General features: G+C 39.8%; 15 protein-coding genes. 3 read left to right on the top strand and 12 right to left on the bottom strand.

Features of this window, described 5'->3' with window-relative positions; genetic code table 11:
- Positions 1-120 precede the first annotated feature (120 nt).
- Complete coding sequence (locus tag J8L71_RS00710) at positions 121-2883, top strand: prolyl oligopeptidase family serine peptidase (RefSeq protein ID WP_210998824.1); 2763 nt, start codon at positions 121-123, stop codon at positions 2881-2883.
- A gap of 309 nt (positions 2884-3192) precedes the next feature.
- On the opposite strand, the gene J8L71_RS00705 is transcribed toward J8L71_RS00710, so the two are convergent.
- The 5 genes from J8L71_RS00705 to rplU form a co-directional block, all read right to left on the bottom strand.
- Positions 3193-3570, bottom strand: a complete 378-nt coding sequence (locus tag J8L71_RS00705; protein ID WP_210998823.1) for a DUF3718 domain-containing protein — start codon at positions 3568-3570, stop codon at positions 3193-3195.
- 78 nt (positions 3571-3648) lie between these two features.
- Complete coding sequence (folA, locus tag J8L71_RS00700; protein WP_210998822.1) at positions 3649-4140, bottom strand: type 3 dihydrofolate reductase; 492 nt, start codon at positions 4138-4140, stop codon at positions 3649-3651.
- A 73-nt stretch (positions 4141-4213) separates the two neighbouring features.
- A complete protein-coding gene (cgtA, locus tag J8L71_RS00695; RefSeq protein ID WP_210998821.1) occupies positions 4214-5371 on the bottom strand; it encodes an Obg family GTPase CgtA in 1158 nt (385 codons plus the stop codon).
- Positions 5372-5511: 140 nt separating this feature from the next.
- Positions 5512-5769: a 50S ribosomal protein L27 gene (rpmA, locus tag J8L71_RS00690; protein WP_008114963.1), complete on the bottom strand. Its 258-nt coding sequence runs from the start codon at positions 5767-5769 to the stop codon at positions 5512-5514.
- A 16-nt stretch (positions 5770-5785) separates the two neighbouring features.
- A complete protein-coding gene (rplU, locus tag J8L71_RS00685; protein ID WP_004587921.1) occupies positions 5786-6097 on the bottom strand; it encodes a 50S ribosomal protein L21 in 312 nt (103 codons plus the stop codon).
- Positions 6098-6519: 422 nt separating this feature from the next.
- Between rplU and ispB the strand changes: the two genes are divergently transcribed.
- Positions 6520-7491 (top strand): octaprenyl diphosphate synthase, encoded by a 972-nt coding sequence (gene ispB / locus J8L71_RS00680; protein WP_210998820.1) that lies wholly within the window; start codon positions 6520-6522, stop codon positions 7489-7491.
- A 94-nt stretch (positions 7492-7585) separates the two neighbouring features.
- On the opposite strand, the gene mdh is transcribed toward ispB, so the two are convergent.
- Positions 7586-8518 (bottom strand): malate dehydrogenase, encoded by a 933-nt coding sequence (gene mdh, locus J8L71_RS00675; protein WP_210998819.1) that lies wholly within the window; start codon positions 8516-8518, stop codon positions 7586-7588.
- A 225-nt stretch (positions 8519-8743) separates the two neighbouring features.
- Here mdh and argR point away from each other — a divergent pair, with 225 nt between their 5' ends.
- Positions 8744-9211 carry a transcriptional regulator ArgR gene (gene argR, locus J8L71_RS00670; protein WP_058549416.1) on the top strand — a complete coding sequence of 156 codons (468 nt, stop codon included), beginning with the start codon at positions 8744-8746 and terminating at the stop codon, positions 9209-9211.
- Here the strand turns inward: argR and J8L71_RS00665 are convergent.
- The 6 genes from J8L71_RS00665 to lpdA all read right to left on the bottom strand — a co-directional run bounded on the left by J8L71_RS00665 (position 9208) and on the right by lpdA (position 17064).
- Positions 9208-10107, bottom strand: coding sequence for a Dyp-type peroxidase (locus tag J8L71_RS00665; protein WP_210998818.1), 900 nt, complete (start codon positions 10105-10107; stop codon positions 9208-9210). The two genes, argR and J8L71_RS00665, sit on opposite strands and share 4 nt — an antisense overlap.
- Before the next feature lie 45 nt (positions 10108-10152).
- Positions 10153-11199, bottom strand: coding sequence for an ABC transporter ATP-binding protein (locus tag J8L71_RS00660; RefSeq protein ID WP_210998817.1), 1047 nt, complete (start codon positions 11197-11199; stop codon positions 10153-10155).
- Positions 11200-12831, bottom strand: coding sequence for an iron ABC transporter permease (locus tag J8L71_RS00655; protein WP_210998816.1), 1632 nt, complete (start codon positions 12829-12831; stop codon positions 11200-11202). It lies immediately after the preceding gene.
- Positions 12831-13835, bottom strand: coding sequence for an extracellular solute-binding protein (locus J8L71_RS00650; RefSeq protein WP_210998815.1), 1005 nt, complete (start codon positions 13833-13835; stop codon positions 12831-12833). The genes J8L71_RS00655 and J8L71_RS00650 overlap by 1 nt, the downstream gene beginning before the upstream one ends.
- A 986-nt stretch (positions 13836-14821) precedes the next feature.
- Positions 14822-15511, bottom strand: coding sequence for a tRNA-uridine aminocarboxypropyltransferase (locus tag J8L71_RS00645; RefSeq protein ID WP_210998814.1), 690 nt, complete (start codon positions 15509-15511; stop codon positions 14822-14824).
- 125 nt (positions 15512-15636) lie between these two features.
- Complete coding sequence (gene lpdA / locus J8L71_RS00640) at positions 15637-17064, bottom strand: dihydrolipoyl dehydrogenase (protein ID WP_058549410.1); 1428 nt, start codon at positions 17062-17064, stop codon at positions 15637-15639.
- Positions 17065-17117: the final 53 nt, after the last annotated feature.

The following is a 17117-nucleotide window of genomic DNA, read 5'->3' as shown; positions in this document are numbered from 1 at the left end:
TAAACACAAAAAAACGACCTACGGGTCGTTTTGTCGTATGGAGCTGCCATTTATCTGATCCGCTCGAATTGTGAGCCAAACTCGTTACAATGAAATAATGTCACAATACGAGAACCTATAATGAAAAAAAAGCTCACTTTACTAAGTTCAGCACTTGTTGCTAGCTTAGCCAGCACTGGTATTTACGCAAAAGAGTCACTGCAATTTAAAGATGTATTTGATTTTAAATCGGCTAAAAACACGCAGCTATCTGACGATGGCCGTATACTTACTTTTAGTGCAACGCCATATAGAGGTAATGCTACCGGCGAAGTTTATTCACTTCAAAATAATAAACTTATTGCACAAATAGAACGCGGCACAAAGCCCTACATCAACAAGACCGCAAATTGGGTAGCCTTTACTCAAATACCTACACTCCTTGAAAAAGAAACCACAAAGAAAAAAGAAACGCTGAAAAATAACTTAATACTCGTTAATACTCAAACAGCTGAGCAGCAAAGTTTTAATGATGTAAAAGATTATAAATTATCTGATGACGGCACTTGGCTTGCCTATCGCTTAAATAAAAAAGACGATGAGCCAAAGGTAGAGCAAAGCGATAATGAAGATAAAGATAAAAGTGCTATAACGCCTGATAAAAAAGATAAGGCCTATCCGCTCGTTATTGTTAATTTGGCCGATAAACGCAGCCACACTATAGATAACGTATTTAGCTACGCCATTAACTCTATGGGTAATCAACTACTCGTTAGCCAAAGCTACAGCGACGGTAATGATAACCAAGTTGCACTTGTTGAGTTAAATAACTTTACTATTAGCACACTAATTGATGAGCCCGGTGTTATTGCTAATACCATAGCATGGCACCCTACAAAAAATATTGCTGCATTTACATTGGGCAATTATGTAAATGATGATACTCGCCGTCGAACTTATAGCTTGCAGCTATATAATAATGAGCAGCTATCAACAATAGGTTCACGAAATAAAGAGTGGGTTATTGGTAAAACGGCATCGCTAGTGTGGTCAGAAAGCGGCGAACGCTTATATTTTGAAAACCACCCTAAGCTTGCAGTTAAAGTAAAAGATAAAGAATACACAGATGAAGCCTCACTTTACGACTTTGACACGATTCGTGAGCATAAAGGGCTGAATATTTGGCATAACAACGATCCGCAAATAAAGCCACGCGAAGAGCAACAGTGGAATGCAGTTAATAAAAACCGCCATTACAGTGCGGTATATCATGTTAACTCGCAAAAAGTTGTGCAGCTTAGTAATGAAACAATGCCAGAGCTTGCACTTAATCCTGAGCGAAGTGAATCGCTACTGGGCTCATCTAATATTCCTTACTTAGAAAAAATAATGTACGGAGGCTTCTTTGCTGATTACTTTGCTGTAAATATAAGTACAGGTAAACAAACACCAATTATTAGTAACTCTCCTTTTAGGCCAAGCCTTGCACCTAGCGGTAAATTCGCAGCTTACTTTAGTGATAGCCAAATTCAGCTAAAAGATTTGAAAAATAATAAAGTAACCGCGCTTACCAAAGCCATTCAGGCAACTTTTGCTGACGATAAACACGACTACCCTTCTACACAACCAGGGTATGGTTTTGCCGGTTGGATGAACGACAGCAGTAAAGTGCTCGCCTATAGCAAATATGATATTTGGGCATTTGATGTAAACACTCAACAGGCTGAGCGTTTAACCAATGGCAAGCAAAGTAATACTCAATACCGAGTTATTAAACTTGATAAAAACCAAGTCGGCTTTGAACAAAACGATACATTACTCGTATCCGCTATTAATTTACAAACAAAGCAAAGTGAAGTTGCTAAACTCAATTTAAGCTCAAATACAATTATCAACGTTCTTAATGGCCAAAAGCGCTTTGATATTGTAAAAAAAGCAAAACATGCCGATAAATATCTATTTACTGAGCAAAGCTACCACCAATACCCTGATTACTACCAAACTGATTTTAGCTTTTCAGCGCCTAAAAAGGTGACTAGCTTAAATCCACAAACAGCTGGTTTTGCATGGGGCGAAAAGCCAGAGCTAATAAGCTATAAAGGCTTTGATGGCGAAGATTTACAAGGAGTGTTAATCAAACCTGCAGGCTATAAAAAAGGAGATAAAGTACCGGTTGTTGTGTACTTTTACCGCTATATGAGCCAGCGCATGTATGATTTTCCTAAAATGGAGCTAAATCATCGCCCCAATTTCCCTATGTTTACCTCAAACGGTTACGCTGTATTTTTACCTGATATTCGCTTTGAAATAGGCCACCCGGGTAAATCGTCAACGCAGACCATGATTAACGCCACCCAAAAATTAATAGACCTAGGCATTGCCGATCCAGACAAAATAGGCCTACAAGGGCATTCGTGGGCGGGTTATCAAAGTGCATTTATGATCACTCAAACAGATATGTTTAAAGCGGTTGTATCCGGTGCGCCAGTATCAAATATGACCAGTGCTTACAGTGGCATACGTTTAAAGTCGGGCCTTGCTCGTCAATTTCAATATGAAACAGGGCAAAGCCGTATAGGTAAAAACTTATTTGAAGCACCCGAGCTATACATAGAAAACTCACCAGTATTTTTTGCTGATAAAGTAAATACCCCTATTTTAATTATGTTTGGCGATAAAGACGATGCAGTGCCGTGGCACGAAGGCGTACAGTACTACTTAGCACTAAGAAGAGCAGGTAAAGACGCTACCTTTTTACAATACGAAGGCGAACCACATCACCTGAAAAAATTTCCTAATCAGGTCGATTTTTCAATACGTATGATGCAGTACTTTGATCATTACTTAAAAGGCAAACCAGCTGCAAAGTGGATGAAAGAAGGCGAACCATTCATTGAAGAGTAAATAATAGCAATCTGCAATAAGACTTAATCAATTTGAGAGATTTAATCTATCGCTAACTACGTTAAAAATTTCTCATTTACGACTGCATGGATGCAGAAGGTAGAGCAATGCAGGAGCAATTGCCGAGAACAACTAAATAACGAAATTTTTGCCTTGTTACCGACACGATTTTCTTACCTAAAATAGATCACTTAATTAAGTTGATTGGTAAAAAACACACTAAAAAGCCGATATTGCATGAGCAATATCGGCTTTTAATATTTTGGCAATAAAAAACCGCGTACTAAACGCGGCTTTTAAAATAGTTTATTAAAGTCCTGCGCGGTCTTTAATTACAGCAATAAGAGGTGAACCAGCATGATTGCCTTCAGCCCACGAAATATCAGCACCATCAGAAAGCGAGCTCTTAGATAGGTTTTTAACTATATATTCGCCGGCATGAACTGCATTACTAGCTACTGCATGGCGAAGTAAGTTATTACCATTACACTGTATTGCATCATAAATATTACGGATTTTTACGCGAGAGCTTTTAAGCTTACTGCGTAATCGGTTTTTATCATCAGCAGCAATGTACTCACAAATAGATACCGCTAATTGATCTTCAGCCTTTACTGGTGCTGTATACGAAAACGAACTTACAGCTACAACAGCAGTAAGAACAGCTAGCTTTGGTAATTTAAACATGACAAACCCTTTATGGTACTTTTTTCTTATATCGACTGTTTAATATTGTACCAACACACTAAAATTTACGCAATAATGTTAACGTTTTTTGTATAAAGTTACGAATTTATAACTAGATTTATTCTTCTCATCTGGAAGGTTTTGAATCTCTTCTTCAACATTCCAGTTAGCCACTTTATTATAATCAGGAAACTGAGTATCCCCTTTTACATCTAAGTCTATAAAGGTTAAATACAAGCGTTCAGCTTTTTCTAAAAACTGCTGATAAATATTTCCGCCGCCAATAATCATTACTTCTTCAACGTCACTAACTAGGTTCAATGCAGCCTCTGGCGTAGTTACTGTTTCAATATCTGGTGCACTGTAGTCATTATTACGGGTAATAATAATATTACGACGACCTGGTAAAGGACGCCCAATTGACTCAAATGTTTTGCGCCCCATGATCACAGGTTTACCTGTTGTCACTTTTTTAAAATGCTGTAAATCCGCTGGCAAATGCCATGGCATTTTATTGTCGAGGCCAATTACACGATTGTTTGCCATTGCAGCGATCATAGAAATTATCATATTAAATACCTAGTACTTTATTCTTAAACAAAGAAAAAGGAGCATAAGCTCCTTTTTAGTAAATTCAGTTTTATTAACGCTCGTAGACAACTTCTACGTCGTAATCATCCTCATCCCAGTCATCCCAATCATCATCGTCGCCTTTACCTTTGGTGGCTTTTTCATGATAGGTATCCCACTTAAATTCAACTTCTTCATCTTCAACCTGTACAAATTTCTCTTTAGGCATACTATCTAGAAGCGTCATGATGTCGTGAATTAATGGTTGAGTATGTAGCTTATTAATTGCTGAAATATTATAAATATTTTCAGTTTCACCTAGCTCTTCTGCAATAGCTGTACACAACGCTTTTGCTTCGTCTTCTGGTAGCAAGTCAATCTTATTAAATACTAACCAGCGCGGCTTCTCAGCAAGTTTAGGGCTGTATTGGTGTAACTCATTAATAATGGCAAATGCATTATCTACAGGGTTAGAACCATCTACCGGCATTACATCAATAATATGCAATAACACACGACAACGCTCTAAATGCTTTAAGAAACGAATCCCTAAGCCAGCACCATCAGATGCCCCCTCAATTAACCCAGGTATATCAGCTATAACAAATGATTTATTTGCTTCTGGGCGCACAACACCTAAATTAGGAATAAGCGTCGTAAATGGATAATCAGCTACTTTAGGGCGCGCTGCCGATACACTACGAATAAACGTAGATTTACCCGCATTTGGCAAGCCAAGTAAGCCTACATCAGCTAATAGTAGTAACTCTAATTTTAAGTTACGTACTTCACCCGGTGTACCTAATGTTTTTTGACGAGGTGCTCGGTTAGTACTTGATTTAAAACGTGCATTCCCCAAGCCGTGGAAACCACCTTTTGCAACCAAAATTCTTTGACCATGTTGAGTTAAATCACCTAGCCCCTCTTGTGTATCAACATCCATGATACGTGTACCAACAGGTACCATAACAAATAAATCATCGGCTTTTTTACCTGTACAGTTACGGCTTCGACCGTTAGTACCACGTTCAGCTCTGTGAAAGCGTTCAAACTGATAATCAATGAGGGTATTCAAGTTTTCATCAGCTTGTAGATAAACACTACCACCGTCTCCACCGTCACCACCATCAGGTCCACCATCGGGTACATATTTTTCACGACGGAAAGACACAATGCCGCTGCCACCGTCTCCAGCTTCTGCACGGATTTCTACTTCATCTACAAACTTCATGATTACTCACTTTAGGGATTGGCTTGTTTAATAACTCTATTATATACCCAAGCCAACGCAAATGCAGGCTTGGGTATATATTTGACTGGACTACAAAACAAAAAACCCCGCAAAGGCGGGGTTTTTAACTACCTTACTGATTACTCAGCTACGATAGTTACGTATTTACGGTTTAAAGGACCTTTTTGTTCAAATTGAACTTTACCATCTGCTTTTGCGAAGATAGTGTGGTCTTTACCGATACCTACGTTTGCGCCAGGGTGGAAACGAGTTCCACGTTGACGAACAATGATGCTACCCGCTAGAACTGATTCGCCACCAAAACGCTTAACACCTAGGCGTTTGCTTTCTGAATCGCGACCGTTACGAGTACTACCAGCTGCTTTTTTATGTGCCATTTCTAAGTACCTCTAATTAAGCGCTAATGCCAGTGATTTTAACTTCAGTGAACCATTGACGATGGCCCATTTGCTTACGAGAATGCTTACGGCGTCTAAATTTAACAACCTTAATCTTCTCACCGCGACCATGTGAAACAACCTCAGCTGTTACTTTACCACCGTTTACGAACGGTACACCGATCTCGATTTTCTCACCATCAGCAACTAAAAGTACTGAATCAAATTCTACTGCCGCACCAGTTTCAACGTCTAATTTTTCAAGACGAATCGTTTGACCTTCAGTCACACGATGCTGTTTACCACCACTTTGGAAAACCGCGTACATAATTAACTCCGTCTGTGCGCCCTCAAATCGACGCAACTAAAATATTCTTCGATAGGGCGCGAAGTTTACGCTAACGCGAAATAACTAGCAAGCCTATTTTGTAATTAAAATGAATAAAAAGTAGCTGCATTGAGAGCAATTCAATATTTCCCCTATTTTATATTAATTAGGCCTTTTGCCAAGCGCTTTTTGGCCCTTGCTTAAAATTATTTTAAGTAGGCAAACAACCCGCCAACAGTACAATAACTAATCGTAACTGACACTACGATTTGGTTATCAATTAAACAGTTATCTTCGCTAATTCAGTCTAAATTAAGTACTTTAATAGTGTTTTTTCAATCAATCGTCACAAAATATCGAGCTAGTGCGTTTTTTGTTGTACAATCTGCGCCGTTCACACATAAAAATTGGCTCGGAGATCAATGGATATAAAAGCTATCCAGGCGTTAATCGAAAGCGATATGAATGACGTCAATCAACTTATACATGCGCAAATGCGCTCAGATGTGGCGTTAGTTAACCAACTAGGTTTATACATTGTAAACAGCGGTGGTAAGCGCGTGCGTCCGATGCTGGCTATATTAGCTGCCAGAGCGTTAGGCTATCAGGGCAAAGATCATATTACGCTTGCAACAATTGTTGAGTTTATTCATACCGCAACGCTGTTACACGATGACGTTGTAGATGAGTCTAACTTACGCCGTGGCACACCTACAGCAAACGCTGAATTTGGCAATGCTGCCAGCGTACTTGTGGGTGACTTTATTTACACTCGCTCTTTTCAGCTAATGGTTGGGCTTGGTAAAATGCAAGTTATGCAAGTCCTCGCGGATGCAACTAACATTATTGCTGAGGGCGAAGTACTGCAATTAATGAACTGCAACGATCCCGACACCACCGAAGCTAGCTACATGCAGGTTATTTATTCTAAAACAGCTAAGTTATTTGAAGCAGCTACAGGCCTAGCTGCAATTATTACCGAGCAGGATCAATCAACACTTGAAGCTCTTAATTTATACGGTATGCATTTAGGTACCGCTTTTCAGCTTGTTGATGACGTACTTGATTACAATGCAGATGCTGATCAATTAGGTAAAAATATAGGTGATGATTTAGCAGAAGGTAAGCCAACTTTGCCACTTATATATGCAATGCAACATGGCAATACACATCAAACACAATTAATTCGTGACGCTATTGAACACAGTAATGGTATGGAGCATTTAGAAGAGATTTTGTCTACGCTCAAACAAACCAATGCGCTTGAGTTTACAATGCAAAAAGCAGAGCTTGAAGCCGATAAAGCGATTGCTTGCTTAGACTTTTTACCTGAATCTGAATACAAACAAGCATTAGTTAGCTTAGCCCGCATAGCCGTTGACCGCGATCACTAACCTTAGTACGCCTCTTAATTTTGATTAAGAGTAAACAAATCTCGAGCAACAAAAAAGCCTGCAAATGCAGGCTTTTTTAATACTCAATTGGCTATTACGCCATGAAATCAACACCTTCTTTGATGTCTTTTTTCAGTGTTTCAAGCATATCGTTTTTAGCTTTTTCTTCAAATGCGCTTAGCTCGCCGTAAGAAAGAATTTCTTCTACGCCGTTTTTACCTAAACGTACTGGGTGAGCAAAGTACTCTGCATCGCCATTTTCAACAGCAACATATGCGTAATCTACAACGTCTTCACCTTGTAGGCCTTTAACTAAAGACATACAAAAACGTGCAGCAGCAGCACCCATAGATAATGTAGCAGAACCACCACCCGCTTTAGCATTTACAACCTCAGTACCTGCGTTTTGGATACGTGGAGTAAGTGCAGCAACTTCTTCATCTGTAAAGCTTACGCCTTCAACTTGAGAAAGTAGAGGAAGAATAGTTGTGCCTGAGTGACCGCCAATTACTGGTACTTTAACAGTTGCTACGTCTACGCCTTTAAGTTCAGCAACAAATGCTTCTGAACGAATCACGTCAAGTGTAGTAATACCAAATACGCGTTTAGCGTCGTAAGTACCTGCTTTTTTAAATACTTCAGCAACAATTGGTACAGTGCCGTTTACTGGGTTTGTAATAATACCTACAAACGCTTTAGGACAGCTTGCAACAATGCCTTCAGCTAATGTTTTGATGATGCCGGCATTTACGTTGAATAAATCCGCACGATCCATACCTGGTTTACGTGGCATACCCGCTGGGATAAGTACGATATCAGAACCTTCAAGCGCTTTATTTAAATCGTCTGCGCCAAAGCCTTCAACTTTTACATCTGTTGGGATGTGAGAAAGATCAACAGCAACACCTGGTACTACTGGTGCAACATCGTAAAGTGATAATTCAGAACCAGCTGGTAAGCCTGTTTTTAATAATAAAGACAACGCTTGACCGATACCGCCTGCAGCACCTAATACAGCAACTTTCATTGGAATTCTCCGTAATTTGAGGTAGGAAATATTTGTGGCTCTTAAGATAATGAAATTAGCGACTAAAAACAAATTTATCCTGCTTATTTCAGATATATTTTCGACCATAGTTGTAAACATTGCTCGTTTATCGCATCAAACTGGCAAGTTAACTAAACAACTGCTGCATAATTATTCATTTTTGTGTAGAATTTGCATTATAAATAACAAAAATGAATAAAGACTATGCAACCACAAGATAAACAAGAAGCGTTGGTTAAAGCGTTTAAATCCCTTTTAAAAGAAGAAAATTTTGGCTCTCAAGGCGAAATAGTCGATGCTCTAAAAGAACAAGGCTTTGACAACATAAGCCAAAGTAAAGTGTCGCGTATGTTAAGCAAGTTTGGCGCTGTACGTACACGTAACGCAAAGCAAGAAATGGTTTACTGCTTACCGGCCGAAATGGGTGTACCAACAGCTAAAAGCCCGCTGCGTCAGCTAGTAATTGATATTATGCATAATGAAATGATGATTATCATCACCACGAGTCCTGGCGCTGCACAATTAATTGCACGTTTGCTGGACTCATTAGGTAAAGCAGATGGTGTTTTAGGCACAATTGCAGGTGATGACACCATATTTATTGCGCCAGCAAAAATATCAGAAATAGACATTACGCTCGAGCGCGTCCGTATTTTATTTGATACGGTTTAAAGCTGCTTTAAAAACCCAATTGAGGGTGCAAAAAATGCAGAGCCCATATCGGCTTGAGTAAAATCGAGCCAATGGTCATAGCACTCTCCTTCCCCTAAGCGACTCATAAGTACTTTTTCAAACGCACTTCCCGACGCAGAGCAAGTGATACTTAGCATTCCTTGCTCATATACGTCGCCATACGGCATACTTTGGTTAAGTAATAGTGCATGACCATTTTCATCTTTTAATTCACTTCGCGTTGCATGGCTAGTGCTAATAGCGGGCTCAATGAGTGTATTATCTAAACGTGTACGCCCCATAATTTGCTCTTGCTCGCTCAGCGATAAATGCTGCCACACAGTTAAATCGTGCTTAAAACGCTGCACATGAATATAGCTGCCCTGATCTTCAAAGCTATTAGGTTTGTTAACCAGCGCCGTTGCACGCTTTTGCCTACCATGGGGTGTATCGCCTCCATAAATAAAACCGTTAAAGTCACGGCCATCTAAAAAGCGAAAGTTACGAATTTGCTCCACTAACTCAACATCAGGGGCAAATAGTTTTAAAATTTGTAGTGCAAATAAATGGTTAACGTCTTCTCGGTCTGAGCGTATTTGAATAAATAAGTCACATGGCTGGGCACTCATAACAAAATCACTATGGTTTATATTAGGAAAGCTTTGTAGTTCGCTAGGGATATATTCAGGCAAAATATGCGGCCAATACTGGGCGCCAATAGCCACCATGCACGAAAGCATAGACTCCGAAAACTGATCGCTAAACTCTTCCTCAATAGCGCTAACTCGTTTGAGCTTTGCACGCAACGATTCGTCCTGAGCGTCAAACACATTAAAAAATAGGTGCAAACCATGTAAGTTTGCTTCAGCACAAATCCCAGACTGCGCTTGCGCCATTGTTATTCCTTAGCTTTTTATATAACACAGCGAATAACACATTAATTATGATTCGAAGAAATTCACCGTGTGGGGTTTTATTTTTATAATAACCTGTTCATTTTTCTCAAATGATTGGCCATATTGTGCAGCAACTTCAATCTCTTGCTCTGCAATTACAACACTATAAATATAAGCAGAGCCAATAAATCGACGACTTAAAATAGTAATAGCTTGGCTATTTTCATCGCAATTTTTACACGCTAATTCTATTTGATGAGGGCGAATATACAATTGCCCATTTTTAGCTTTATGTGTATGCGCAACTTGTGATTTAACGACACCAAACGCCGTATTATATTCAGTTGCTGTTAATACCTGTGCGTCTAAGTATATGCCCTGACCCAGAAACTCTGCAACCTCCTTTGACTTTGGCATAGCAAAAAGCGCTTCTGGTGAGCCCTGCTGAGCAATTTTACCTCGATGCATAATGGCAAGCGTGTCTGAAAAAGCAAAGGCCTCTTCCTTTGAGTGTGTAACGAATACAGCTGACACTTGCTGCGTTTTAATAATGCGACGGATATCTGCAATAAGCTCAAAACGCACTTGCGTATCAATATTAGAAAAGGGCTCATCGAGCAATAATAAACTCGGTTTATAAGCCAGTGCCCGCGCTATAGCTACACGTTGCTGCTGCCCACCAGAGAGCTGATGTGGAAAACGTTTTGCACAGCCGGTTAAGTGCACCAACTTAAGCATTTCCTCAACACGCGCGTGCTTTTGCTCTTTATTTGTTTTGTTTAGCCCAAACGCAATATTATCGGCCACTGTAAGGTGCGGAAACAACGCATAATCTTGAAACATCATTCCTATATTACGATGCTCTGGTGAGATAAACGATTTCTCGTCGCTTACAAGTTTACCATCTATAAATATACTACCTTGATTAGTCTCAATTAACCCTGCAATTGCTTTTAATGTTGTTGTTTTGCCACAACCACTGGCGCCAAGTAAGCATACTATTTCGTCCTTACCCACCGTTAGATCTAAATTATGCAGCACTTGCGTAGCACTGTAGTGATAGCTCACGCCTTGTAAAATTAAACTACTCATTTAACTGCGCTGCTCCATAGAACGGTTAATAAAATACAAAGGTATAAACCCAACAATAACAATAAATAATGCAGATATAGACGCAAGCTCTAATTGCTCATCACTCACGTACTGAAAAACATGTGTCGCTAAACTTTCAAAGTTAAAAGGTCGCAATAATAAAGCTGCTGGCAGTTCTTTCATGCATTCAATAAACACTAATAACGCAGCGGTCAGTAACCCTCTTCGTAGCAAAGGTAAATGCACTAAACGCAGTGTTTGCCCTAAGCTTTTACCCATAGATTGGCTGGCCATATCAAGCGAGGGGCTGATCCGTACAAAGCTTGATTCTATAGCACCATGAGCAATCGCATAAAAACGCACAACATAAGCGAGTATGATAGTTAAAATACTGCCTGTAAGTAATAACCCTATATCTAAGTTATAAGGTTCTAGCGCTGTATTAATAGAGCTTTCTAGTAAAGTGAGTGGCAGTAGCACCGCAATTGCAAGCACAGTACCGGGTAGCGCATAGCCTGTACTTGCTAACCGACCTGGTACTAAAGGATATGTCTGTTTTGCTACGCGTTGATAAAACACCACAAAGATACTCAATACAATAGCCGCAACACTCACTATTGCTGCCACTTTTAAGCTTTGCCACGCGTAGCTAAAAAATTCGGCATTCCATGCCTTATCAAAGTATGTAATTGCATAACTTAAAAGCACAGCAATAGGAATAATAAACGCAAGGATTAAAATAGCACTACAAAATAATGTAGCTAACCATGCTGACTTACCTTTTAGAATATATAACGCCTCACTATTAACACTTGATTGGCGCTCAAACACAGCTTGCTTGCGGCGACTAAAGCGCTCGGCCATTAATGCTAAAAATAAAAGTAGCAGCATGACACCCGATATTTTGGCAGCTGCTGTTAATGAGTAGTAACCAAACCACGTATCGTAAACGGCAGTCGTTAATGTACTTACGGCAAAATAGCTAACAGTTGCAAAGTCAGCCATGGTTTCCATACTAATTAGTGCAAGCGCCGCAACTATAGCCCCGCGCGAAAGCACTAAACTTACCCTAAAAAAGCTTTGCCAAGGAGACAAGCCCATTAGTTGACTCGCTTGCACTAACTTAAATGACTGTTCACGAAGAGCTGTTTTAAAGATTAAAAACAAATATGGGTAAAGCACTAAGGCAATCATGACTATTGCACCAGGTAAAGTGCGTATATCAAAAAACCAATAATCGTTAGGGGATTGCCAGCCAAACCACTCTCTGAGGGCTATTTGAACAGGGCCTGCGTAATCAAGTAAGTCGGTATAAACATAAGCAATTATGTAGGTTGGCATGGCAAGAGGCAGCATAAGTGCCCATTCAAATTGCTTTTTACCAGGAAAGTGACAATACGCAGTGAGCCAACCAAGCGGCAGAGCAATAGCGCAGCTAAGTACACACACACCAAAAACAAGTAGTACCGTATTTAAAATATAATCCCACAGCACTGTATCCCAAAGGTGGGAAAATACCTCAGAGTCGCCTTGTAAGGATTCAAATAATAGGAAAAACAATGGGGCCGACAGCATTAAGCCTGTTACCCACGCAAATAGCTGCCATTTCGACAGCTTAAATTTAGCATTCATTAAAGGTCGAATTTCACCTCATCAATTAGCTTAAGTGCTAACGGGCGATATTTACTAATTTCATCAAGAGGTAAACTATCTTCTTTGAAGCTTCCCCAAGAGGCAACCAAGCTTGATAATTCAACACCTAGTTTTACCGGGTACTCCATATTAACCGAGGCATACATATTTTGTGCTTTAGTGTCGGTCATATATTCTATGAGTTTTAAAGCGCTTTTAGGGTTTTTAGCATACTTAGTAATAACCGCACCCGAGACATTTATGTGTGAGCCACGATTGGTTTGATTTGGGAAATTAATATTAACAGACTCAGCCCATGCTTTTTGTGCATCATCTTCTAACATTTTACCCAGGTAGTAACTGTTACCCAGCGCTAAATTACACAGACCTTCTTTAACCGCTTTTACTTGCGCGCGATCGTTACCTTGTGGTTTACGCGCTAAGTTAGCCTTAACACCTTCTAACCAAACTTTTGTATTTGCTTCCCCATGGTGTGCAATCATCGAAGCCACTAAACCCAAATTATACGGATGCTTACCAGAGCGTGTACAAATTTGTCCTTGGTATTTAGGATCTGCTAAATCTTCATAGCTCAGCTCCGGTAATGCCCCAAGTCGCTCTTTAGATGAATATACATTACGCACGCGCTTAGTAAGGGCAACCCACTGGCCGTCGCCATCGCGAAATGCAGCTGGGACATTAGTATCGATACGATCGCTTTTAATGGTTTGCGTTAACTTTAGGTCTTCGAGTTGTATAAGCGCACTAAAATTAGATGTTAATACTAAATCGGCTTTACTGTGCTTTCCTTCGCGCTTCACACGCTCAATTAGCCCTTTTTTAGCAAAAACAACGTTGGTTTTAATACCTGTTTGTTTTGTAAAATCGTTTAAAATTGGCTGGATTAAAAATGGCTGACGAAAAGAGTAAATATTAACCACATCGCTTGCCAAGGCTGGCATAGACGTAATTAACCCCAAACACAGTGCTAAAGCTTTCTTCATTACTTCACCTAAATAGCAATTATTATCAAAGAATTCTACCGCGACCAGCTAAAAAGTGCACACTTTAAATAAATGTAAATATTTAAATAACGCCCAAAAAGGAAATTGCGCGTAAGACATATCTCACGGATATGGCAGCTAATGAGTAAAAAACGTCATAAAAAAACAGAAACTCAAGATTAACATTATGTTTTAAATGGAATTTTCAAACTTTACGATTATGTGAAAGGGAGTTTAATGTAGTTTATATCCTACTTTACTTAGAGTTAGCCATTATAATTACTACATCAACCAAGCAGTGATGCTTATCGAGTAAAAGGAAATGGACTACTTACTCGAACAACCAATGATTAGGTTAATACGGACAACACGGAAATTAGGACAGGCTCAGGATGAGTATCGCAATGGATTGTTGCACAAAGGATAGTATCAGGATGGTACGTAAAGGAAGCAACTGAGGATTAAGTTGTTTAACAGGATGTAGGAATAAATGGACAGGCCTTTTTAGGTAACACAACGGATTGATTAACACATGGAAGCACAAGTATGTGCAGATAAGGACTGGTAATAGTTTTTACTATACAGGATGTTTAAGGATTTTAAGGAAATAGGCCCGGATAGCCTAAATTATATAGAACTAAAAAGTAATATAGTAATAAACATGGATTAGTGAATATTGGAGTTGATTAAGTTCAATTGCAGGATGCAGAAAATTAGAAGATTCCGCAAGCGCGCCTAGAGATAGAGCGCGCTTTTCTTTGCCCAAAATTCAGTAATTGTACCAATTCGCTTAATTAAGTGAGCTATTTTGAGGCTGGAAAAACGTGTTGATAGCGAAGCAAAAAATTCGCTATTTAGTTGTTCTCGGCAATTGCTCCTGCATTGCTTTACCTTCTGCATCCATGCAGTCGTAAATGAGAATTTTTTAACGCAGGTGCCGATACGTTTAGCCCTGCAGAATGATTAAGTATTATTGCACATTGGTATTATACTACTGGCCTACCTTTATTTCGCTTACCTAATAAGTATGCATCGCGAAACTTAATAAAGTGATTTTCTAATTTGTTAGAGGCTTCAGTCTCTCCCGCAAGGGCAAGCACCATAATGCCAACCTCAGCAGTACCAAGTTGATGCGCATGAGGCGCTACACGTAAGCGATAATCAGATAGTTTATCAGCAGTAACAGACAATACAGGCAAGTTATCTAGATATGGGCTTTTACGGATCATTTTTTTAGCTTCACGCCATGTACCATCTAAAAAAATAAATAGCGGCTTTTTGCCTTGCACAGTATTAACCTCTGTAACCGCTCTGCCCTGCTCAACATCTTCAGCAGGAAAAACAACCATAGGTTGATATTGCGGATCATTAATTAAAGCTAAAAGCGCAGGATCGGGATCTGTTCTATCCCATCTAAATGCGTGGTTATCTGGTATTATTTCAGCAATTAAACGCCCAGTATTTGAAGGCTTAAAGCTTTCATTATGATACATCAATAAACACACAGCAGCGCCGCACTCTGCTTGCTCTGCATCATCACAAATACAGTAATGCTTGGCTATTAAACATTGCTCACAACGGTTCATTTTACCGCCTCTGGCATTAAACTCACGACGTGATTCGCTAATTTGCTGAGCACGCAATGCCAGTACGGAGTTTTTAAAAGAGTTGGCCACAGTGATTAATTACCTTAAATTTGATCGGCGCGTATTGTAGCGCATTGCAAAGTGTAAACCCACGTCCGCAAAATAAAAAACCCAGCTAAGGCTGGGTTTTTATAAAACTAAATTAAAAAGTTAAATTACTTTTTCTTTTTAACTGCTTTTTTGTTTGGTAAATCAGTGATCGAACCTTCAAAAATTTCAGCTGCAAGGCCAATAGACTCGTTCAATGTTGGGTGAGCATGAATAGTAAGTGCTAAATCTTCACCGTCTGCGCCCATTTCAACTGCTAAGCCGATTTCGCCAAGCATTTCGCCTGCGTTAATACCCACCATAGCACCACCGATTACACGGCCACTGTCTTTATCAAAGATAAGCTTAGTAGAACCTTCAGTACGAGCAGATGCAATTGCGCGACCTGATGCTGCCCACGGGAATACCGCAGTTTCAATACTTAAGCCTTGCTCTTTTGCTTCTTTCTCAGTAACACCTACCCACGCGATTTCTGGGTCAGTGTAAGCAATTGAAGGAATACATTTAGGATCGAAGAAATGCTTCTGACCAGAAATAACTTCAGCAGCAACATGACCTTCATGAACCGCTTTATGCGCAAGCATAGGTTGGCCAACTAAGTCACCAATCGCAAAAATATGGTCTACGTTTGTTTTAAGTTGCTTATCAACATTAATAAAGCCACGTTCATCAACATTAACACCTGCTTTGTCAGCATCAAGCAAGTTACCGTTAGGCGTACGGCCTACTGCAACAAGTACTTTGTCGTAACGTACTGGTTCAGCTGGTGCATTTTTGCCTTCAAAAGTAACGTATAAGCCATCATCTTTCGCTTCAACGCCAACAACTTTAGTTGAAAGCATAACATTGAATTTCTTGCTTACGTATTTTTGGTAAATCTTGATGATATCTTTATCAGCAGCCGGTACTAATTGGTCTGCGAACTCAACAACATCAATGTCAGAACCCAATGCGCGGTAAACAGTACCCATTTCTAGACCGATGATACCACCGCCTAAAACAAGTAGCTTCTCTGGAATGTCTTTAAGTTCTAATGCACCCGTTGAATCAATTACGCGGTCATCTTCTGGGATGAACGGTAAACTTACAGGTTTAGAACCCGCAGCAATAATTGCATTATCAAATGTAATAGTTGTTGTGCCGTCAGCACCTTCAACGTCTAAAGTGTTGCTGCCAGTAAACTTACCGTAACCTGGTACAACTTTAACTTTACGCATCTTAGCCATGCCGTCTAAGCCACCAGTAAGCTGGCCAACAACCGACTCTTTCCAAGAGCGAATTTTGTCTAAATCAATTTGCGGAGCGCCAAAAGTAACACCGTGAGATGACATTTCTGCAGCGTCATCAATCACTTTAGCCACGTGTAAAAGTGCTTTTGAAGGAATACAACCAACATTAAGACATACGCCGCCTAATGTTTCACGCGATTCTACCAATGTAACTTCTAAGCCCAAGTCAGCAGCACGGAAAGCCGCAGAGTAACCACCAGGACCACCGCCTAGTACAACAACTTGAGTTTTTAATTCGTTGCTCATGCTATTACCTTAATTGTTTGAACGGGACACTGCCCTAAAATTTAACTGCCATG

Source organism: Pseudoalteromonas sp. MMG007, from assembly GCF_018100985.1.
Lineage (GTDB): Bacteria > Pseudomonadota > Gammaproteobacteria > Enterobacterales > Alteromonadaceae > Pseudoalteromonas.
This window is presented reverse-complemented; position numbering and strand designations above follow the sequence as displayed.